Genomic DNA, 20,311 nt, shown 5'->3' on the forward strand with positions numbered 1-20,311 from the left:
TAAGGCTTTAAGTGAAATTATAGGTGAAGTCATGTTTTCAGCAGTCCTAAACAACGGAAAGACAACTTAAGTAGGCTTCAAACCTTGATTAATTTGTAAGAACAAGCCATGAAATGGTGCCGTAAGGAGCGGCTATATTTATGGCTTTTATTTTTAAATAGCGAGTCTGGATACGAGGATTTGGGCTATTTTGGTTCCTGCATAATGTGTACTCCAAACTGTTGTCAATACTTATTAGGTAAAGTAAAATATAGAATAATTATATGTTGTAGAAGGAATGAAAAAATGAGTAACAAAATAGCAAGGATTATAAGTGGAAGTATTGCCGAAGAATTGGAGATAGAAACCGGAGATATATTAGTTAGCATAAACGGTACGGAAATCAGAGATATAATAGATTATAAGTTTCTTTTGGCAGATGACTATCTGGAAGTTGAGATAGAAAAGAAAAATGGTGAGCTTTGGACTCTTGAAGTTGAAAAAGAATATGAAGAGGATCTGGGAATAGAATTTGAAAAAGAGATTATGGACGAGGCTCGGAGTTGTCGTAATAATTGCCTTTTCTGTTTTATTGACCAGCTTCCGAAGGGAATGCGTAAAAGCCTGTATTTTAAGGATGATGATTCAAGATTATCTTTTCTTCAAGGGAATTTTGTGACCTTAACGAATATGACTGACGAGGATATTGACAGGATTATCAGGTATAGAATCTGTCCTATAAATATTTCAGTGCATACAACCAATCCTGACCTTAGAATAAAGATGCTAAAAAACAGATTTGCGGGAGATGTATATACAAGACTTCAAAAATTGGCGGCTGCAGGCATTATGATGAACTGTCAAATTGTATTGTGCCCCGGCTACAATAATGGAGAAGAATTGATTAAAACAGTCAATGACTTATATAAGCTGTATCCTTCTGTTGAAAATGTCGCAGCAGTGCCGGTCGGGGTTACCAGACATAGAAAAAATTTAAATGAAATAACCTTATATAATGCTAAAAGTGCTAAAGATGAAATTGATAACGTTAGCGAATTTCAGCAAAAAGCTATAAAGGAGATTGGAACTCCATTCATTAGGCTGGCTGATGAATTTTATGTGATGTCAGGAACTGAAATTCCGGATACTCAATTCTATGGAGAATTTGAACAGATAGAAGACGGGATAGGTATGATCAGATTTTTTAGAGACAGTATCAGTAAAAGTCTAAAATCTCTTAAACTGGAAGGTAAAGGTTCGTTTACTTTGATTACAGGTGTTTCAGCATATAATGAAATACTGTGGGCTGCAAAAGCCATTGAAGAAAGAAATGACAAGGTTAAGATCAGGGTTCATAAAATTATAAATTATTTTTTTGGTGAAACAATTACTGTAGCTGGTTTGCTGACTGGACAGGATATTATGAAACAAATTCAAGTTGATAGTGTTTTAGATTATATAATAATGCCAAGGAATATGTTTAAAGCCGGAGAAAATATAATGCTGGATGACGTTACTACCGATGACCTCGAAAAGCATTTTGGGAAAAAGATATTAATATGTGATTGTACAGGTGAAGATTTAATAGAGCTTATTAATGATCATATTTAATCAGGAGACAGGGAATTACTCCTAATATACTATGCGTTTAATAATAAAATAAATTAAATTAAATTATAAAGGTGTCGGTGATGGAGTTGCATTGAAATCTAAAACCGATATTTATTTGCTAAAAATGGAGTGAAAAATTATGATAGATAAAGAACGTGTGAAAAAAGCTATTACAGAAATTCTTATTGCTATTGGAGAAAACCCGGACAGAGAAGGACTTGTAGAAACACCGGAACGTGTTGCAAATATGTATACAGAAATTTTTGCAGGGCTTTATAATGACCCTAAACAACTGGTAAAAATATTTCATGAGGATAACCATGAAGAAATGGTAATGATAAGAGATATACCATTATATTCTGTTTGTGAACATCATCTTTTACCTTTTGTAGGGGTTGCCCATGTGGCTTATATACCTAGGAATGGTAAGGTCATAGGAATTAGCAAGCTTGCAAGAATTGTAGATATTGTTGCAAAAAAACCGCAACTTCAGGAAAGGATTACAAGAGAAGTTGCTGATATTCTTATGGATACGCTTACTCCACTGGGAGTTGCTGTTGTAGTTGAAGCAGAACATCTATGTATGACAATGAGGGGGATAAAGAAGCCAGGATCTAAAACTATTACATCAGCTCTAAGAGGAAATATAAAAACTGATGCAAGAACCAGATCAGAGTTAATGGCACTTATAAATGGAAAGTAATATCTTTGTGAATCAAAGTTCTCTAATGTAAGATAAAGCTTAAAAATATATTGATAAAACTGAGCCTCTAGTATATTATATAAGTTGGTTGAAAACTAAATATATAAAACAGGTGCCTATACAGTTCTAAATAGGTGAAAAGGAAAGTCGGGTAAAGCCCGCGCGGTCACGCCGCTGTAAAAGTGGAGTTCTCCATTTATGCCACTGGGAAACTGGGAAGGTTTGGAGAATGATGATGCTTGAGCCAGAAGACCTGCCTGTTTTGTTACACCAATTACTCTACGAGCGATAGGGGGTGCTGTGTATGCTTACACTGAATTATTTGTATATACATGACCTCTTGACTATTTAAGTTGAGAGGTTTTTTAATTTGTATAAGAACATAATTATTTGTTAAGAATTAATCAGAATGAAGAGTAAAAATGTTAACATGAATATTGCTAAAAATCAAATACTATTTTAAGTGTTCTCCTAGGCGTATGGCCTTGGAGAAAGGATAGGGGAATCGGGTGCAAATCCCGAACGGAACCGCCGCTGTAAGCACTTAAGCGTATGCTCGTCGATGAAAGTCGGTCACTGGGAAACTGGGAAGGCAGAGCATATGCTGCAGGAGAAATATTCCTATAAGTGTAAGTCAGAAGACCTGCTTGAATTTGACTTACCCACTGATCGGTGGAGGGACTGAATTTTTACAGAAATACGGCTGTAACAATATATAATTGTTATGGCCGTTTTTATATTTTATCCAAATGACTTGAGGAAGGGGGGAATTCGAGAGGTGGAAAAATGGATTGTCTTATGTACTATGATACTTCTGCCCGTAATTATATATGAGGTGAAGCATCGGGACAGGCACAGGCATGTCGGCAGTGCACATGAACACCGGCACGGTATCAGACATAAACACGGAGCGTTGATTTCCATTGATTATTTCGCTTATTCCTCTAAAATCAGACAATGGAATGCCACATTAAAGGTCATTCTATCAATATTGACAATTATTTTGTGCATACTACTGAACAATGTTTATGTTTCAATTGTTGTGATTTTTTCAATGGCCTATCTGGTCATTAAGGTTGGTGGACTTGGGTTCCATGATTATTTGTCAATACTGACTGTACCACTGGCATTTATTCTGCTCAGCATTCTGGCCATTGTTGTTGATTTTTCTGGTCAGCCTGTGGGTGAATACCGCTTGTATTTCGGATTGGGTTATCTATATACCACGAAGGCAATGCTTAAGGGCGGTGTTTTTCTGATGCTTAAGATCATTGCGGCAATTAGTGCTCTGCAGTTGATGATTTTGACAACCCCATCCTCTGAAATTATTTCTGTAATGAGGAAAACACGTTTGCCAAATGATTTTATTGATCTGATGAATATGATATACCGGTATATTTTTATTTTGCTGGATGTATTCGCCAGGATGAAAAACGCAGCAGAATCCCGTTTGGGATATCGTGATTTTAGAACCTCTTGTTATACGTTTGGCAACGGCGCGAGCAATATGCTCGTCTTATCGTTGAAAAAGGCAGATGCTTATTATGACGCGATGGAGGCCAGATGCTATGATGGAGAGTTGAGGTTCCTTGAGGAAGATAAAAAAGCGGAAATCAAGCTGATTATTTTGGCGACGGTATATATAATGTATTTGCTTCTGCTGTGGTACCTGACAAGATAAACGGAGGACTTTTATGAAGAATACAGTTTTAAAAGTGGAGAATCTCCACTATGTATATGGGAATGGAAAGGCCGCACTGGAAGGTGTCAGCGTTGAAATATACGAAGGTGAGAAAATTGCCGTCATCGGGGCTAATGGTTCAGGAAAATCTACATTTTTCCTGAATATTAACGGTGTCTATGCCCCAACGCACGGAAACATCATTTTTAGGGGGATTCCCGTCAGCAAAAAGAATTTGAACGAGCTGCGTAAAAACGTCGGAATAGTCTTTCAAGATGCGGACAACCAGATTATTGCTTCAACGGTCCGGGCGGAAGTGAGCTTCGGTCCGATGAATTTAAAGCTTCCGAAGGAGGTAGTGATAAATCAGGTAAACAAAGCACTGGCCTATATGAACCTCTCGGGGTTCGAGGATCGACCGCCGCACTATTTGAGCGGAGGGGAAAAGAAACGTGTAAGTATTGCCGATATTGTGGCGATGGAACCAGAGGTGATGATTTTTGACGAACCGACATCATCACTGGACCCCATGAACGCCATGATGCTGGAGGAAGTTTTGCAAAAGTTGGGGGGTGAGGATAAGACCGTAATGATTTCCACCCATGATGTGGATTTCACTTATAGGTGGGCTGAACGCGTTCTTGTTTTCTGTAGCGGGAAAATCATTGCCGACGGAACGCCGCTTGAGATATTTTGTAATTCGGAGATTTTAAAACAGGCAAATTTGAAAAAGCCAGTCATGCTGGATGTCTATGATATGCTTGTGAGAAAAAAGATTCTACCAGACACGCAGGCATATCCAAAAAAAACGCAGGAATTAAAAGATGTATTGGACAATAACTATTTGATTTCAGATGATTTGAGCTAAAATTACAAACAAGGAGGATTATATGAAAAATAATAAAAAGATTATGATTACTATTTCTGTTGCCATTGCAATTATTTTTGGGATCATACCAACCGGTAGTGCAATGCACATCATGGAGGGCTACTTACCTCCAAAGTTCTGTATTATGTGGGGTGTTTTATCTATCCCGTTTTTGGTAGCGGGTTGGTTTTCCATTAAGAAAACCTTAACAGAACATCGTAAATCAATTACGATTCTTGCCATGGCCGGAGCATTTGTTTTTGTTATTTCGTCTCTAAAGATTCCATCTGTAACGGGAAGCTGTTCACATATGACAGGAACGGGGTTAGGTGCAATCTTATTCGGTGCAAGTGCTACCAGTATCTTAGGGCTTATTGTGCTGATCTTTCAGGCTATCCTACTCGCACATGGAGGTCTCACAAGCCTTGGTGCCAATACGTTTTCCATGGGCATAGCGGGTCCGCTTGTTTCGCTCGGTATCTACAAGCTGTGCAAAGCACTGAAGGTCAACAAATTTGTTGGGGTTTTCCTCGCAGCGTTTATCGGTGATCTATTCACCTACTGTGTCACCAGCGTTCAGCTGGCACTCGCCTATCCGTCAGCTCAGGGTGGCGTCGCTGCTTCAGTGGTTAAATTCCTGACGGTTTTTGCACCGACACAGTTGCCTCTTGCTATCGTTGAAGGCATTTTGACTGTTCTTATCATAATGGGTCTTGAAACGTACGCAAAGTCAGAGTTAACAGATATTGGATTTGCAAAGGAGGCGTGAGAAAATGAAAAATAAGAGAAGCACAGTTATTATTTTATTAGTCATTGTAATATTGATTGCACTGGTGCCGTTATTCACCTTAAAGGGTGCACAGTTTGGCGGATCTGACTCCGCAGGCAGCGATATGGTCAACCAGATTACAGGTGGTGAATATAAGCCTTGGTTTACGCCTCTTATGGAAACATGGATCGGAGGAGAGCTGCCGAGCGAAATGGAAAGCTTCTTCTTCTGTGTCCAAACAGGAATTGGCGTTGGTATAATCGCTTTCTTGATGGGAAGATTTGTAGAAAGAAAAAAGAAGGAAGATGAGAATACAGCAAGATAAAGATTTTATGCTGCTTTGTTGGGAGAGAGTATGAGCATATCACAAAAGGATATAAAAGACAAAAGTGTTGACAGCGAAAAACAAAGAGAATATATGGTTAAGTCAGGGAAAAAACTACGGTTGGGATATACTACCGGAAGTTGTGCTGCTGCGGCTGCAAAGGCTAGTGCTATTATGTTGCTGGAAAAGCGTGAAGTCAAACAAGTCAAATTGCTACTTCCGAATGGGGGAGAGCTTGACCTGGAAATTGGAGATATTGTAATCAATGACAAAGCCGCAAGTTGTTGTGTTATAAAGGATGCTGGAGATGACCCTGACATAACTGATGGGATTAAAATATATGCAAAAGTAAGAAAAACCCAAAGCAACATAATTATTGATGGAGGGGTTGGTGTCGGTAAAGTAACTGGGGCAGGCTTACCATGCAAAGTAGGTGAAGCAGCCATCAACCCCGGGCCTAAAAAAATGATAGCAACGGCTCTTTTAGAAGTTGCTCAACTGTATGGATATGAAGGTGGTTTTGAAGTAGAAATATTTGTACCACAAGGACAGGAAATAGCAAAGAAAACCTTTAACGAAAGACTTGGAATTATGGGCGGAATTTCAATTTTGGGAACTACGGGTATTGTAGAGCCCATGAGCGAAAGCTCCTTGATTGAAACAATCAAACTTGAATTGGGAATAAAGAAGCAAAACGGGCAAAAGGTGTCGTTTGTTGCACCGGGCAATTATGGACTTGATTTTGCCAGAGAACATTTGGGAATTGATATAAACAGTGCTGTCAAATGCTCCAATTATATAGGCGAGGCCTTAGATCATGCACTTTATCTGGGATTTGAAAAGCTTCTGTTGGTTGGGCACATAGGCAAGCTTGTTAAAATTGCAGCAGGGGTCATGAATACCCATTCAAAAATTGCTGACTGCCGCAATGAAATATTTGCAGCTCACTGTGCTTTGATGGGTGCAAATAGGGAAACCGTTGAAAAAGTTATGAATGCAAAGACAACTAATGAGATACATGATATTTTAACGCTTCAGAGTTTGTCTCAAAAAGTATATGAAAGCATATTAAAAAAGATTATATTTCATTTAAATTATCGTGTCATGAACAAAATGCAAATAGAGGTAGTTGTATTTTCTAATGAGATTGGTGTACTTATGCAGACGGATAATGCGGCAATATTGATTAATGAGTTAAAGGAGACAAAGCTTTGAAAGGAATACTTTATGGAGTAGGAGTTGGGCCGGGAGATAAAAAATTACTCACAATACTGGCGGTAGAGACTTTAAAGAATGCTGATATGATTGTGGTCCCTGACACAGGAGGGGAAAAAACTGCTTTAAATATTGTGAGTGAATACATTGAAGGCAAGAAGCTAATGTATTGCAGTATGCCGATGACAAGAGATGCAGCAAGTTTACAGGAGAGTCATAGAAACAGTGCTGAATTGATTTGTGCCCAACTGGATAAAGGTTTGAATCTGGCTTTTATTACATTGGGTGACCCTACAATCTATTCGACATATATCTACGTACACAGGCTGGTGATTGAGAAAGGTTATCAAGCAAGAATTATAAATGGAATCCCGTCCTTTTGTGCAGCAGCTGCAAAGCTGGGAATTTCACTGTGTGACGGAAAGGAGGCACTTCACATTATTCCTGCTTCTTATGAGGGTGTGGACAAGCTTCTTGCTTTAGATGGAAACAAGGTGCTTATGAAAAGCGGGAAAAGCATTTTAAATATTAAGGATAAGTTAAAAAAACATAATCTGCTCAGCAATGCCAAAATGGTGGAATGCTGCTATATGGAAAACGAGAAAATTTATGATGATCTTGAGAACTTGAATGAGAATAGCAGTTATTTTTCGATAATTGTAGTTAAAGGAGATTAAACATGGTTTATTTTATTGGTGCAGGGCCTGGGGCTGTTGATTTGATTACTGTGAGGGGATGCGAGCTTTTAAAGAAGGCGGATGTTGTTATATATGCAGGTTCCCTGGTAAACCCTGAGTTGCTTTCTTATACAAAAACTGGCTGCAAGATTTATAACAGTGCTTCCATGACGTTGGAAGAGGTTGTAGAAGTTATTGTTAAATTTGATGCCCAGGATAAGATAGTTGTAAGGCTACACACAGGTGATCCAAGTATTTACGGAGCAATCAGAGAGCAGATGGATCTGTTGGATAAAAATAATATTGAGTATTGTGTAGTCCCTGGTGTTAGCTCATTTTGCGGAGCTGCATCAGTATTAAATGCCGAATATACTTTGCCGGATATAAGCCAGACGGTGGTACTTTCAAGGATGGAAGGCAGAACACCTGTGCCACCGGACGAGGATATTGTCAAGCTTGCTTCTCATAAAGCATCCATGGTGTTGTTTTTAACCTCATCCATGATTGAACCGTTAAGTAAAAAGCTTGTTGAGGGTGGTTATAAAGCTGAAACGCCAGCCGCCATTGTTTACAAGGCAACCTGGCCCGACCAGAAAATAATACGCACAACGGTTGAAAATCTTCATAAAAGTGCTATGGAGAATAACATATCTAAAACGGCACTGATACTGGTTGGAGATTTTCTATCCTGTGAATATGGTCGCTCGAAACTGTATGACAGCAGTTTTACTCATGAATTCAGGAAGGCGAAGCAGGAATGAAAATAACCTTGGTTGCTTTTACAAAAAAAGGAGCAAATATTTGCTTGAAGTTAACTAACTGCTTGAGAGAAAAAGGTCATCAGACAACAGGCTTCTCAAAGTGCAATTGCCATGATTTGAACCTTCTTGAAAACAATCTTTATGACTTTACAAAAAAAGCATTTGAAACAAGCAGTGCAATTGTTTTTGTTGGAGCTATAGGTATAGCTGTTAGAGCTATAGCACCATTTATAATATCAAAGGCTCAAGACCCAGCAGTTATAGTAGTAGATGAATTAGGAGAACATGTTATACCTATTTTATCAGGACATCTGGGGGGTGCAAATGAGTTGGCGATAGACCTTGCAGAATTATTAGAGGGGAAGGCTGTAATCACAACTGCAACTGATATTAATAATGTGTTTTCTGTGGATATATGGGCTAAAAAACATGATCTTCATATTGATAATATTGAAAACATTAAGCATATATCATCAGCTATATTAAATGGTCAGAAAATGGGATTTTACTGCGACTTTCCTGTAGACGGAGGGTTGCCCATTTTTTTAACAAATGAGAATGCCGATGCAGGAATTTATATTTATAACTCCACAGGCAGCAAGCGGAATACTCTTCCTTTTCAAAACACATTATTTATGAGACCTAGACAGTTCATTGTGGGGATAGGTTGCCGAAAAGGAACTGAAAAGGGCATTTTGGAAGAAGTTTTTTTAGAAACATTGTCCAAACTGAGTATTTTACCATGTTTAGTAAAAAGTGTTGCAACAATCGACATAAAGAAAGAAGAAAATGCTATTACCTATTTATGTGAAAAATACCGCTATGAGCTTAAAGTATATAATAGTGAGGAGCTTTCTAAGGTAAAGGGAGATTTTACTGCGTCAGAATTTGTACGAAGCGTTACCGGAGTAGATAATGTATGTGAGAGAGCGGCGTATCTTGCAAGTGATGCCGGAGAGTTTGTCCTCAGGAAAACAGTTGAGAGAGGTATTACAATTGCGGTTGCAGTTAAAAGCTGGAGGTGTAGCTTTTGAATATAATCATGGCGGGGATAGATTACCACTGTGCCAGTGTTGAAATCAGAGAGAAAGTAGGCTTTGTGCCGGGCGAAATAAGAAAGCTGCTTACAAGGATGAAAGAAAAAAGCAGTGTTTCCGGGGTAGCAATGGTATCAACTTGTAACCGTACCGAAGTTTATTTTTCATATGACCAATGTGAGAATATCGATCCGGTTGGAATATTCTGTGATGCAGCAGAGCTCAATGAAGATGAAATTAAAAAGTATTTTTACATAAAGAATGGAGAAGCCGCAGTGGTTTATCTTTTCGAGCTGGCCTGCGGCATACACTCAATGATTTTTGGAGAAGACCAGATCATTACTCAGGTAAAGGGTGCTATTTGTATTGCAAACGAAGTGATGGCAAGCGATGCAATCTTAAACACCCTATTCAGGTGTGCAGTAACTTGTGCAAAGAAGGTTAAGACGAGTCTTGTGTTAAGTACTGTTTCTCCTTCAGTTGCAAGTCAGACAGTACAATTTTTAAGTGATTACCTTTCAAATAATAGGAAAAGTAGAGCCTTGGTAATTGGAAATGGAATAGTGGGAAGGAAAGTATGCGAAGAATTGCTGATGAAGAAATGTGAGGTCTTTTTAACACTTAGACAGTATCATAAAATTCAAAATATAATTATTCCCTCGGGATGCAAAACCATAAATTATGATGAAAGATGTCGGCTTCTTTCCCAAATTGACATTTTAATAAGTGCGACATCCAGCCCACACCAGACAATCACTTATGACATGATCAGAAGCTGCTCACCTAGACCAAGGTATATTATTGATTTGGCTGTGCCAAGAGATATTGACCCGGAAGTTAAGAATATTGAAGGCATAATCTACTGCAATATTGATACTCTTGGTGAAATTGCACTAAAGGATAATACAAAAGAAATAGCAGCTATGAGGGTGCTGATTGAAGATCATATGGAAAAGTTCAAAAAATGGATTTTCCATAGAGAGAAATTTTTATCAGATTGTTACCGCAACTAAATCACGAAAGGTTATTAAGCGGACAAGGAGAAAAATAGCATGATATATATTATTGGTTTGGGACCGGGAGAGCATGAACAGATAACTCCCATGGCACTGGAAGCATTAAAAAATAGCGAAGTCATTGCCGGATATAACGTATATATAGAAATAATAAGGGATTTGGTAAAGGACAAAGAAATTCTTGAAACACCTATGATGCAGGAAGTGGATAGGTGCAGGATGGCGGCATATGCTGCCAAAGGCAAAAAAAATGTTGCACTTGTATCAAGCGGTGATGCTGGGATTTACGGAATGGCAGCTCTGATGTTTGAGGTATGTCAACAGCTTGGAATAGATGAAGAAATAAAGGTAATAGCCGGGATTACTGCGGCAAGCTCCGCTGCTGCAGTGCTGGGAGCTCCGCTTACACATGATTTCGCCGTTATTTCATTGAGTAACCTCCTAACGCCATGGGAAGATATAGAAAAGAGGCTTGACCTGTCATCTAAGGCTGGTTTTGTAATAGCTTTATACAACCCATCCAGTAAAAAAAGGGTTGATTTTTTAAAAAAGGCTTGTGAAATAATTATGAAAAATATCAGTGAGGATACTATGTGTGGTTATGTGAAAAATATTGGACGTGAGGGGCAAACCTACAAAATTCTGACCCTTGGGGAACTGAGGGATGAGAGTGTAGATATGTTCACTACTATTATTATAGGAAACTCTTCAACGAAAGTAATAAACGGAAAGCTGGTAACTCCAAGGGGCTACAGTCTGGAAGGCAGGTAGTGTTTTATGGAAAGAATTGTTGTTTTTGCTGGAACAAACGAAGGAAGAAAATTATGTGAATTTTTAGCCGAAAGAGGCGTTGCGGTTACGGCAGTTGTTGCCACTGAATACGGCTCTTTGGTCATGCCTGACATGCCTTTCTTAACAGTAAGGGAAGGCAGACTTTCACTTGAGGAAATTTCCGAACTGATTAGAGATTATGATTTTGTTGTGGATGCGACACATCCTTATGCAAGAGTTATTTCCGAAAACATAAAGCAAGCGGTTTTATTTCAGGCAAAAAAAATGCTAAGGGTAGTAAGGCCTTCACTTGAATATGAAAATGTTATAGAGTGTGGCGATATCAGTGATGCTTGCAGATATTTGAATGAAACTTCAGGCAATATTTTGGTAACAACAGGGAGTAAGGAGCTTATACCATATACAACTATAGATAGCTATAGGCAGAGAGTTTTTTTGAGGGTACTGCCTACTGTAGAAGCTATCAACGCTTGCTGCAGTTTGGGCTTTCGTGCAACAAACATTATATGTATGCAGGGCCCTTTTAGCGAAAATATGAACAAGGCAACAATGGAGCAAATTGATGCAAAATTCCTTGTGACAAAGGAGACCGGAAAAAGCGGAGGCTTTATGGAAAAGCTTTCTGCAGCAAAGCAGTTGGGTATAAAGGTAGTTTTAATCGGCAGACCTTATAGAGAAGAGGGCATTACCCTTGAAGAGGCTCAAAGCTTTTTTGAAAAGGAATTGAGATTAGTCAAAAAGCTTCTTTCTCATTTTCCCATGTTTTTTAATTTAAAAAACAAAAAAGTTGTTGTTGTGGGAGGGGGAAGGGTAGCAACAAGGAGAATTGAAGTTTTGACCCGTTTTGATGCCCGTATTACTGTGGTTGCTCCCCAAAGCAGTGAAAGGCTCCATGCTTTGCATAATGAGAATAAGCTGGAAATGGTTGAAAGAAACTATGAGTCAGACGATATAAAGGATGCCTTTATGGTTATTGCAGCGACAAACAGCAGAGAAATAAATGAAAAGATTTTTTCAGATGCCCGCCTAAGAGGTGCTTTTGTAAATATAGCCGATCAAAAAGAACAATGTGATTTCTATTTTCCTTCAATATTTGAAGATGAGGAAGTTATAGGCGGGTTGATTTCAAAGGAAGGTAATAATCACACTGCTGTAAAAGAAAAAGCTTCGAGAATTAGAGCTTATTTGAGCAAAGGGAGGTAGGGGCTATGAAAACTATACGGGTAGGAAGCAGGGACAGTAAGCTTGCTATCATTCAGTCACAAATGGTCATGGATGCTATTAAAAGCTATGACAGCAACATAAAAACAGAATTAATCACAATGAAAACCACTGGTGATAAAATTCTTGATGTAACTCTTGATAAAATAGGTGGTAAGGGCTTGTTTGTAAAAGAGTTGGATGAGGCACTGATAAATGGAGAGGTTGATATAACCGTTCACAGTTATAAGGATATGCCCATGCAAATTGACGAAGACCTTCCGGTGGTGGCTTTATCTACGAGGGAAGATGAACGGGATGTATTGATTCTCCCTAAAGGACAGACCTTTAGTGATAAACCTGTTGGTTGCTCGAGTGAGAGAAGAACTATGCAGCTAAAGGAGCTTGGATTTGAAAACATTAAACCTCTAAGAGGCAATGTTATAACCAGGCTTAAGAAGCTTGATGATGGTGAGTATAGTGCTATTGTACTGGCTGCTGCGGGAATAAAACGTCTTGGACTTGAAGAACGAATCAGCAGGTATTTCACAGTTGATGAAATAATGCCTGCGGCATGCCAGGGAATAATTGCAGTGCAGGCGAGAAAAGGCGAAGACACCAGTTATTTGAGATGTTTTCACAGCTATGCCTCACAAGTCATATCAGAAGCAGAAAGAGCTTTTATAACTGCTTTGAATGGCGGGTGCTCATCTCCGGTTGCTGCTTATGCTTATCTTGACAAGGATATTTTGGTATTGAACGGACTTTATGTAGATAAAGAAAACAAAATAGCGGTACGAGGATCACAGCATGGTACTCCTGCTCAGGCAGCTGTGCTTGGTGAGGAGCTTGCAAACAGACTAAAGGAAAGGGGTGTGACCATGATATGAAAAAGGGATTTGTGGCTTTAGTTGGTACCGGACCCGGGGATATAGGCCTTTTGACGTTACGGGGCATGGAGTATATACAAAGAGCCGAAGTTGTTCTATATGACCGCTTGGTTTCGGAAGAAATTCTTGAGCTTGTGCCTTTTGATGCAAAAAAAATTGATGTGGGCAAAGAAAGCAGTAACCATTCGGTTCCTCAAGAAAAAATTAATCAAATGCTGCTTGATGAAGCTTTAAAAGGAAAGCTGACTGTCAGGCTTAAAGGAGGAGATCCATTTTTATTCGGACGGGGTGGTGAAGAACTTGAGATGCTTATAGAAAACAATATTCCTTTTGAAGTGGTGCCGGGAATTACATCAGCAATCTCAGTACCTGCATATGCCGGAATACCTGTTACACACAGGGATTTTTGCAGTAGCGTACATATTATCACCGGTCACAAGAAGAATAACACCGAACTGGATATAAACTTCAAGGCTCTTGTAGCTTTAGATGGAACATTGGTATTTATGATGAGCGTTTCTTCCTTGAAACAGATCCTTGATGGATTAATGGGTGCAGGTATGAATAAAAACATGCCGGCTGCTATTATTGAAAATGGAACAAGAGCTTACCAGAGGAAAATTGTAGGAACAGTTGAAAACCTGTTTGAGAAGGCTGAAGAAGAGAAAATCAAGTCACCTTCTGTTGTTGTTATAGGAGGGGTATGCCTTTTGAACGAAAGCTTGGACTGGTTTTCAAACAGGCCCCTCTCAGGTAAGAAAGTAATTGTAACCAGACCAAAGATATCAGGTGGTACATTAAGCTCAAAACTTAAGGAGCTTGGTGCAGACGTTATTGACTACCCTTGTATAGAGATATGTGAAATTAAGAAAAACAGCCGGCTTGAGCGAGTACTAAACCATATTGAGTCATTTGACTGGCTTGTTTTTACAAGCAAAAACGGTGTAAGCCTATTCTTTGATTATTTAAGACAGCTGAAAAAGGACTTTAGAGTACTATCCGGTTTAAAGATCGCCGCAATTGGAAGTCAGACTGCTCTAACGCTTTCTGATTATGGAATTATAGCTGATTTCGTCCCTGAAATTTATGACGGAACACATCTGGCTGAAGGTTTGTGTAAAATAACCGGAGCTCACGAAAAAATTCTTCTTGCACGTGCTCAGGATGGAAACACTGAAATAATAGACATTCTTGACACAAATGGCAGACAATATGAAGATGTTCCAATTTATAAAACAATATATGCCAATCCGGGAAGTCAGCGGATTGAAGCGTTGATTCGCGATAATCCGGATATATATGCCACATTTACAAGTGCTTCAACGGTTGAAGGATTTGTAAAGTCGGGAGACAATTTTGATTTAAATAATATTACTGGTATTTGTATTGGAAAACAAACTGCAAAAGCTGCAAAAAAGTATGGGATAAAGCATTATATTTCTTGCGAAGCAACAATAGAAAGTATGCTTAAAAAGCTGAAGGAGGTTCAGGATGAGCACAATAAGACCACGAAGGCTGAGAAGTGATTTGAATATTCGTAATATGGTAAGGGAGACTAGAATCTCATCAAAATCACTGATCCTTCCTTTGTTTATAAAGGAAGGAAGCAGCATAAAAGAGCCAATAGTTACACTTGAAGGACATTCCTATTACAGTCCTGACACTGTACAGGAAGGAATTGAGCAGGCCCTTGCCTGTAATATAAAAACAGTCCTGCTGTTTGGTATACCCAAAGAGAAGGATGACATAGGAAGCGGTGCATACTGTGAAAATGGTGTGGTTCAGCAGGCTGTCAGGCATATAAAAGCAATGTATCCTGGTGTTACGGTCATTACTGATGTATGCATGTGTGAGTATACTTCAAATGGCCATTGCGGAATTGTTGAGAACGATCGAGTTGTTAATGATGTAAGTCTTCCTTATATTGCAAAAATAGCACTTTCCCATGTTAAAGCAGGAGCAGATATGGTTGCTCCCTCAGATATGATGGACAAAAGGGTTAAAGCTATAAGGAAAATTCTTGATGATAATGGCTTTTATGAGACTCCCATCATGTCTTACGCTGTCAAGTACTCATCAGCCTTTTACGGCCCTTTCAGGGATGTTGCAAAGTCAGCTCCTTCCTTTGGGGACAGAAAAACTTATCAAATGGACTATCACAACAGGCGTGAGGCACTTAGGGAAGCTTTGCTGGATATTGAGGAGGGTGCGGATATATTGATGGTAAAGCCTGCAATGTCTTATCTTGACATTGTGAGGGAGCTTAGGGATAATACCCAAAGCCCCATATGTGCTTACAGCGTCAGCGGAGAATACGCTATGATTAAAAGTGCTGCACAAAAGGGATACATTGATGAATATGCAGCTATGTGTGAAAGTGCAGCTGGTGTTTTTCGTGCAGGGGCGGACATGCTTATTTCCTATTATGCGAAGGAATTGTCAAAAGCAATTGAAAAAGGAGATATTGGATGATGAACAGCAATTTGTATAAAAGGGCTTTGAAGGTTATGCCTGGAGGGGTGAATAGCCCTGTAAGGTCATTTAAGGCAGTAGGCGGTGAGCCTGTCTTTATTAAAAGGGCTGAGGGGTCTAAGATTTACGATGTTGAAGGCAGGGAATATATTGATTATGTTTGCTCATGGGGGCCTATGATATTAGGACACAACCATCCTGAGATAGCTAAAAGTGTTATGGAAGCCGCCGGAAACGGACTTAGCTTTGGAGCACCCACAGAAAATGAAGTGATTATGGCAGAACTTATTACTTCAATTGTTCCGGGCATTGATATGGTCAGGATGGTAAACAGCGGAACAGAAGCAGTGATGAGTGCTATAAGGCTGGCAAGAGCATTTACCGGAAGAGGGAAAATTATAAAGTTTGAAGGCTGCTACCATGGACATAGTGACAGCATGCTTGTAAAAGCAGGTTCAGGAGCACTTACCCTATCACATCCTGACAGTCTTGGTGTAACGGAGGAATTTGCCAGGAATGCACTGATTGCAGATTATAATGACATAGAAAGTGTAAACAGGCTGTTTGAACAAAACAAAGGAGAGGTTGCAGCAGTTATTATTGAACCGGTTGCGGCCAATATGGGTGTTGTCTGTCCGCGGAAAGGATTTCTTGCAGAGCTTAAGGCGGTTTGCGACAAAAATGGTGCACTTTTGATTTTTGACGAAGTTATAACAGGCTTCAGGCTATCCTTAAGTGGGGCACAAGAATATTTCAATGTAAAAGCTGATATTGTAACCTTTGGCAAAATCATCGGAGGGGGAATGCCTGTAGGTGCTTATGGAGCGAGAAGGGAAATTATGGAGCTTGTAGCCCCCTTGGGTGGCATGTATCAGGCTGGGACGCTTTCAGGAAATCCAATTGCTATGGCTGCCGGAATTGCACAATTGACAATACTTAAAGAGCAGCAGGAAATATATGAGAAAATAGAAAAGCTTGCGATAATGCTTGAGAAAGGCTTTAATGAGATAGCAGAACAGCTTGAAATTCCAATCTGTGTAAACAGGGTTGCTTCTCTGGTATGTGTATTTTTCACTAAAGAGGCTGTGGTTGATTTCAAGACAGCAAAAACGAGCAATACAAAGCTATTTGCAAAATTCTTTAAACTTATGTTGGAGAATGGAATTAATCTGGCACCTGCACAATTTGAGGCAATGTTTGTGAGTGCCGCACACTCAAAGGAAGATATTGAGAAAACACTTGCAGCTGCAAGAAAATCATTAAGTTTAATAAAAGAAGGAGAGGATTTTTAAATGAGAGGTATATTGATACTGGCACATGGAAGCAGAGAAAAGTCAACGGAGAATACTTTACAGGAGGTAGTTGGGAATCTCAAGGGAATCTACTGCGAAGATGTTATTGAAACGGCGTATTTGCAATTCTCAAGTTTGGATTTGAAAGCCGGACTGGATAATTTAAGAGAAAAGGGAATATCGGATATTGTAGTTATACCATATTTCCTATTTGATGGTGTTCATATTAGAGAGGACATTCCAAAGGAAATTGACGATTATCTTAAAGAGAACAGTAATGTAAGAATAACCATGGGAAAAACTCTGGGTGCTGATAAAAGACTGGCAGAAATACTAGCAGACAGAATAAGAGAAGCAATATGAAAAAGGAAGTATTTATAATAGGAAGCGGACCTGGAGATATTAAAGAACTTACACAAGAGGCGTTAGAATTAATTGCCTCCTGTGATGAGATTTATTCTTTTGGCAGAATTGGTGAACTATTCCACAGTCTTAGGGATAATATTATAAAATGCTCCATTGTAGATATTGAAGATAGGATTAATCATTCTTCTAAGGCAAAAATAGGAATACTGGTTTCAGGTGATGTGGGCTTTTTCAGTATGGCAAAAACTCTTTCTGAAAAATTGGACGGTAAATACTCTGTTCATCTGATATGTGGAGTCAGTAGTTTACAATACTTTTGTGCCAAATTAAAAATAGACTATGAAAACGTCAAGGTAGTAAGTTTGCACGGTAGAAACGCAAACCTGCCTGGTAGTATTGCTTATAACAGATATACATTTGTGCTGACCGGAGGAGAGAATAATGCTTCGTATGTGCTTAAGGATTTGGTCAAAAAAGGGCTATCAGGAATAAGGGTTGCAGCAGGAGAAATGCTCTCAATGGTTCAGGAAAGGATCATAATAGGTACTGTTGAAGAACTGTCGGAAATGGTTTTTAGCAGTTTAACCGTATTGCTCTTTGAAAATGAAAATTATAAAAGTAAGGAAAATGCTCTTTTTGACAGGGAGTTTATGAGAAATGAAACGCCTATGACTAAACAAGAGGTTAGGTGGGTCAGTATAAATATGCTTGAAATAAACCCGTGTGACATTTTGTTTGATATTGGTGCGGGAAGTGGTTCTGTTGCTGTAGAAATGGGACGAAAAGCTTATGATGGGCTTGTTTTTGCAATAGAGAAAGAGCAGTCTGCATTTGAGTTGCTTGAAAAAAACAGGAGTGCTCTTGGTGCGTTAAATGTTATACCAGTTTTTGGGGAAGCGAGTGAGGAAATGCAAAAGCTTCCGATTCCTGATAAAGCCTTTATCGGTGGAAGTAGTGGAAACCTCAATTGTATCATTAAATACCTGTATCAAATAAATTCGGAGATAAAATTAGTAATTACAGCAATAACAATTGAGACACTTGGCATGGCTATGGCTGTGCTCAAGGAAATTGATTTTCATGCGGAGGTTGTCTGTTTAAATAGTGCAAGAAACAAAACTATTGGAGAATATAATCTTATGATGGCCAATAATCCCGTTTATATTATCAGAGGTACTGCAAATGAAAAATAATAAAATCAACAGGATAATGATTGCAGGAACAAACAGTGGGTGTGGAAAAACAACCGTTACATGTGCTGTTTTAAAAGCTTTAATAAAAAGAGGATTGAAAGTGGCTTCTTTTAAGTGCGGGCCTGATTATATCGATCCTATGTTTCATAGTGAGATTATTGGTACAAAATCGAGAAATATAGATTTGTTTTTATGTGGTGAAAAGCCCTCAAAATATCTTTTTGCCCAAAACAGCAAAAATACTGACATTTCAGTCATTGAAGGAGTAATGGGTTTTTATGATGGAGTAGGTGCGAATACCTGTGATAACTCATCCTGGGACATTTCAAACAAATTTGGTATTCCTGTTGTTCTGGTGGTTAATTGCAAGGGTGCTGCCATATCTGTTGCTGCAATGATCAAGGGGTATCTGGACTTTTATAAAAATAACATAACAGCTGTAATTCTCAATAATGTCTCCAAGCATATGTTTCAAATATATAAAGAAATGATTGAAAGCAGCCTTGACATTAAGGTAATCGGCTATATGCCGTATGAACCTGATGCGGTTATTGAGAGTCGTCATTTAGGGCTTGTTACTGCAAAGGAAATTGATTCATTGCAGGGGAAAATTGAATTGCTTGCCCAAATAGCTGAAGAAACCATTAACATTGATTTGTTAGCAGACATAGCAAATAATACGGCTTCTTTTGACTATGAAGAAATAGAAATTGAAAAAACTACAAACGTAAATATTGCAGTTGCCAGAGACAAGGCCTTTTGCTTTTACTACGAGGATAGCTTAGAGCTGCTTATGAAAATGGGTGCAAAGCTGATTGACTTTTCGCCCCTTAAAGATCCGTGTCTGCCTGAAGATGTTGACGGCTTGATTCTAGGTGGGGGATATCCGGAACTGTATCTTGAAAAACTGAACAGGAACATTGGAATATTAAATGACATAAAAGCTGCATGGAAGAACAACATTCCGATTTATGCAGAGTGCGGCGGTTATATGTATTTAGGAAGAGAAATCAACACCCATTCTATGACAGGAATTATTGATATGAATTGTGAAATGACTAAAAAGCTGCAAAACTTTGGTTATATTATTTTAACTGCGAAAGAGGACACATTACTGATGGATTATCAGGAAAGAGTATGTGCTCACGAATTCCATTACTCTAAAAGCGATGGAAAATTAGGATGCCTGACAGCAGAAAAAGCAAGCGGGAAAACATGGGAAGCAGGGTACTGTAAAGACAATATTTTTGCTCTTTATCCCCATATCCATTTCTGGGGGAATATCAATATGGCAAAACGATTTATCAGAAAATGTGAGGAATACAGAAAAAATAAAGGAATAGGTATGAGGGTAAAATGATTCTAAAGCCTTTACAAAAATATTTGCAATGACAGCCTAATATGGTAATGTGACAATTTCAGGGGACTTGACAATACATATTGCAGAATAGCAGCCAAGTGCCG

General features: G+C 38.8%; 20 protein-coding genes and 2 riboswitches. All 20 genes read left to right on the forward strand.

Annotated elements, in window-relative coordinates:
- Positions 1 to 285: 285 nt before the first annotated feature.
- On the forward strand, positions 286 to 1,590 hold the full coding sequence (locus ACECE_RS0217475) for a DUF512 domain-containing protein (protein ID WP_010249580.1): 1,305 nt from the start codon (positions 286 to 288) through the stop codon (positions 1,588 to 1,590).
- Positions 1,591 to 1,729: 139 nt separating this feature from the next.
- Positions 1,730 to 2,293, forward strand: a complete 564-nt coding sequence (folE, locus tag ACECE_RS0217480) for a GTP cyclohydrolase I FolE (RefSeq protein ID WP_010249582.1) — start codon at positions 1,730 to 1,732, stop codon at positions 2,291 to 2,293.
- A 93-nt stretch (positions 2,294 to 2,386) separates the two neighbouring features.
- Positions 2,387 to 2,568: riboswitch (cobalamin riboswitch) on the forward strand.
- Positions 2,569 to 2,737: 169 nt separating this feature from the next.
- Positions 2,738 to 2,958, forward strand: a riboswitch (cobalamin riboswitch).
- 113 nt (positions 2,959 to 3,071) lie between these two features.
- Complete coding sequence (cbiQ, locus tag ACECE_RS0217485; protein WP_010249584.1) at positions 3,072 to 3,974, forward strand: cobalt ECF transporter T component CbiQ; 903 nt, start codon at positions 3,072 to 3,074, stop codon at positions 3,972 to 3,974.
- Positions 3,975 to 3,987: 13 nt separating this feature from the next.
- The gene (locus ACECE_RS0217490) at positions 3,988 to 4,842 is read left to right on the forward strand and encodes an energy-coupling factor ABC transporter ATP-binding protein (protein WP_010249594.1); all 855 of its coding nucleotides are present in this window, start codon (positions 3,988 to 3,990) and stop codon (positions 4,840 to 4,842) included.
- 22 nt (positions 4,843 to 4,864) lie between these two features.
- Positions 4,865 to 5,611, forward strand: a complete 747-nt coding sequence (locus tag ACECE_RS0217495; RefSeq protein WP_010249595.1) for an energy-coupling factor ABC transporter permease — start codon at positions 4,865 to 4,867, stop codon at positions 5,609 to 5,611.
- A 4-nt stretch (positions 5,612 to 5,615) separates the two neighbouring features.
- Positions 5,616 to 5,936 (forward strand): energy-coupling factor ABC transporter substrate-binding protein, encoded by a 321-nt coding sequence (locus ACECE_RS0217500; protein ID WP_010249596.1) that lies wholly within the window; start codon positions 5,616 to 5,618, stop codon positions 5,934 to 5,936.
- 30 nt (positions 5,937 to 5,966) lie between these two features.
- A complete protein-coding gene (gene cbiD, locus ACECE_RS0217505; protein ID WP_010249597.1) occupies positions 5,967 to 7,151 on the forward strand; it encodes a cobalt-precorrin-5B (C(1))-methyltransferase CbiD in 1,185 nt (394 codons plus the stop codon).
- Positions 7,148 to 7,828: a precorrin-2 C(20)-methyltransferase gene (cobI, locus tag ACECE_RS0217510; RefSeq protein ID WP_010249598.1), complete on the forward strand. Its 681-nt coding sequence runs from the start codon at positions 7,148 to 7,150 to the stop codon at positions 7,826 to 7,828. Before cbiD ends, cobI begins: the two co-directional genes overlap by 4 nt.
- Before the next feature lie 2 nt (positions 7,829 to 7,830).
- Positions 7,831 to 8,589 (forward strand): precorrin-4 C(11)-methyltransferase, encoded by a 759-nt coding sequence (gene cobM, locus ACECE_RS0217515; RefSeq protein ID WP_010249599.1) that lies wholly within the window; start codon positions 7,831 to 7,833, stop codon positions 8,587 to 8,589.
- Positions 8,586 to 9,623: a cobalt-precorrin 5A hydrolase gene (locus ACECE_RS0217520; RefSeq protein ID WP_010249600.1), complete on the forward strand. Its 1,038-nt coding sequence runs from the start codon at positions 8,586 to 8,588 to the stop codon at positions 9,621 to 9,623. The genes cobM and ACECE_RS0217520 overlap by 4 nt, the downstream gene beginning before the upstream one ends.
- Positions 9,620 to 10,639 (forward strand): glutamyl-tRNA reductase, encoded by a 1,020-nt coding sequence (hemA, locus tag ACECE_RS0217525; protein WP_010249601.1) that lies wholly within the window; start codon positions 9,620 to 9,622, stop codon positions 10,637 to 10,639. Before ACECE_RS0217520 ends, hemA begins: the two co-directional genes overlap by 4 nt.
- A 39-nt stretch (positions 10,640 to 10,678) precedes the next feature.
- Positions 10,679 to 11,413 (forward strand): precorrin-3B C(17)-methyltransferase, encoded by a 735-nt coding sequence (cobJ, locus tag ACECE_RS0217530; protein ID WP_010249602.1) that lies wholly within the window; start codon positions 10,679 to 10,681, stop codon positions 11,411 to 11,413.
- A 6-nt stretch (positions 11,414 to 11,419) separates the two neighbouring features.
- Positions 11,420 to 12,637, forward strand: coding sequence for a precorrin-6A reductase (cobK, locus tag ACECE_RS0217535; RefSeq protein WP_010249604.1), 1,218 nt, complete (start codon positions 11,420 to 11,422; stop codon positions 12,635 to 12,637).
- A 5-nt stretch (positions 12,638 to 12,642) separates the two neighbouring features.
- Positions 12,643 to 13,524, forward strand: a complete 882-nt coding sequence (gene hemC / locus ACECE_RS0217540) for a hydroxymethylbilane synthase (RefSeq protein ID WP_010249606.1) — start codon at positions 12,643 to 12,645, stop codon at positions 13,522 to 13,524.
- Positions 13,521 to 15,050, forward strand: a complete 1,530-nt coding sequence (gene cobA, locus ACECE_RS0217545) for a uroporphyrinogen-III C-methyltransferase (RefSeq protein WP_010249613.1) — start codon at positions 13,521 to 13,523, stop codon at positions 15,048 to 15,050. The genes hemC and cobA overlap by 4 nt, the downstream gene beginning before the upstream one ends.
- Positions 15,016 to 15,996 (forward strand): porphobilinogen synthase, encoded by a 981-nt coding sequence (gene hemB / locus ACECE_RS0217550; RefSeq protein ID WP_010249615.1) that lies wholly within the window; start codon positions 15,016 to 15,018, stop codon positions 15,994 to 15,996. Before cobA ends, hemB begins: the two co-directional genes overlap by 35 nt.
- Positions 15,993 to 17,288 carry a glutamate-1-semialdehyde 2,1-aminomutase gene (gene hemL / locus ACECE_RS0217555; RefSeq protein WP_026073897.1) on the forward strand — a complete coding sequence of 432 codons (1,296 nt, stop codon included), beginning with the start codon at positions 15,993 to 15,995 and terminating at the stop codon, positions 17,286 to 17,288. The genes hemB and hemL overlap by 4 nt, the downstream gene beginning before the upstream one ends.
- Positions 17,289 to 17,651: a sirohydrochlorin chelatase gene (locus ACECE_RS0217560; RefSeq protein WP_010249627.1), complete on the forward strand. Its 363-nt coding sequence runs from the start codon at positions 17,289 to 17,291 to the stop codon at positions 17,649 to 17,651.
- Positions 17,648 to 18,847, forward strand: coding sequence for a bifunctional cobalt-precorrin-7 (C(5))-methyltransferase/cobalt-precorrin-6B (C(15))-methyltransferase (locus ACECE_RS0217565; protein ID WP_010249629.1), 1,200 nt, complete (start codon positions 17,648 to 17,650; stop codon positions 18,845 to 18,847). The genes ACECE_RS0217560 and ACECE_RS0217565 overlap by 4 nt, the downstream gene beginning before the upstream one ends.
- Entirely contained in the window at positions 18,837 to 20,207 is a 1,371-nt protein-coding gene (locus ACECE_RS0217570; RefSeq protein ID WP_010249631.1) for a cobyrinate a,c-diamide synthase, read from the forward strand. Before ACECE_RS0217565 ends, ACECE_RS0217570 begins: the two co-directional genes overlap by 11 nt.
- The last annotated feature ends 104 nt before the right edge of the window (positions 20,208 to 20,311 follow it).

It is taken from the genome of Acetivibrio cellulolyticus CD2 (assembly GCF_000179595.2).
Classification (GTDB): Bacteria; Bacillota; Clostridia; order Acetivibrionales; family Acetivibrionaceae; genus Acetivibrio; species Acetivibrio cellulolyticus.

Excerpts from the sequence above, each read along its gene's own strand:
- ACECE_RS0217475 (WP_010249580.1), top strand. The coding sequence starts at position 286 with ATGAGTAACAAAATAGCAAGGATTATAAGTGGAAGTATTGCCGAAGAA.
- folE (WP_010249582.1), top strand. The coding sequence starts at position 1,730 with ATGATAGATAAAGAACGTGTGAAAAAAGCTATTACAGAAATTCTTATT.
- ACECE_RS0217490 (WP_010249594.1), top strand. The coding sequence starts at position 3,988 with ATGAAGAATACAGTTTTAAAAGTGGAGAATCTCCACTATGTATATGGG.
- ACECE_RS0217495 (WP_010249595.1), top strand. The coding sequence starts at position 4,865 with ATGAAAAATAATAAAAAGATTATGATTACTATTTCTGTTGCCATTGCA.
- ACECE_RS0217500 (WP_010249596.1), top strand. The coding sequence starts at position 5,616 with ATGAAAAATAAGAGAAGCACAGTTATTATTTTATTAGTCATTGTAATA.
- cbiD (WP_010249597.1), top strand. The coding sequence starts at position 5,967 with ATGAGCATATCACAAAAGGATATAAAAGACAAAAGTGTTGACAGCGAA.
- cobM (WP_010249599.1), top strand. The coding sequence starts at position 7,831 with ATGGTTTATTTTATTGGTGCAGGGCCTGGGGCTGTTGATTTGATTACT.
- ACECE_RS0217520 (WP_010249600.1), top strand. The coding sequence starts at position 8,586 with ATGAAAATAACCTTGGTTGCTTTTACAAAAAAAGGAGCAAATATTTGC.
- cobJ (WP_010249602.1), top strand. The coding sequence starts at position 10,679 with ATGATATATATTATTGGTTTGGGACCGGGAGAGCATGAACAGATAACT.
- cobK (WP_010249604.1), top strand. The coding sequence starts at position 11,420 with ATGGAAAGAATTGTTGTTTTTGCTGGAACAAACGAAGGAAGAAAATTA.
- hemC (WP_010249606.1), top strand. The coding sequence starts at position 12,643 with ATGAAAACTATACGGGTAGGAAGCAGGGACAGTAAGCTTGCTATCATT.
- cobA (WP_010249613.1), top strand. The coding sequence starts at position 13,521 with ATGAAAAAGGGATTTGTGGCTTTAGTTGGTACCGGACCCGGGGATATA.
- hemB (WP_010249615.1), top strand. The coding sequence starts at position 15,016 with ATGAGCACAATAAGACCACGAAGGCTGAGAAGTGATTTGAATATTCGT.
- hemL (WP_026073897.1), top strand. The coding sequence starts at position 15,993 with ATGATGAACAGCAATTTGTATAAAAGGGCTTTGAAGGTTATGCCTGGA.
- ACECE_RS0217560 (WP_010249627.1), top strand. The coding sequence starts at position 17,289 with ATGAGAGGTATATTGATACTGGCACATGGAAGCAGAGAAAAGTCAACG.
- ACECE_RS0217565 (WP_010249629.1), top strand. The coding sequence starts at position 17,648 with ATGAAAAAGGAAGTATTTATAATAGGAAGCGGACCTGGAGATATTAAA.
- ACECE_RS0217570 (WP_010249631.1), top strand. The coding sequence starts at position 18,837 with ATGAAAAATAATAAAATCAACAGGATAATGATTGCAGGAACAAACAGT.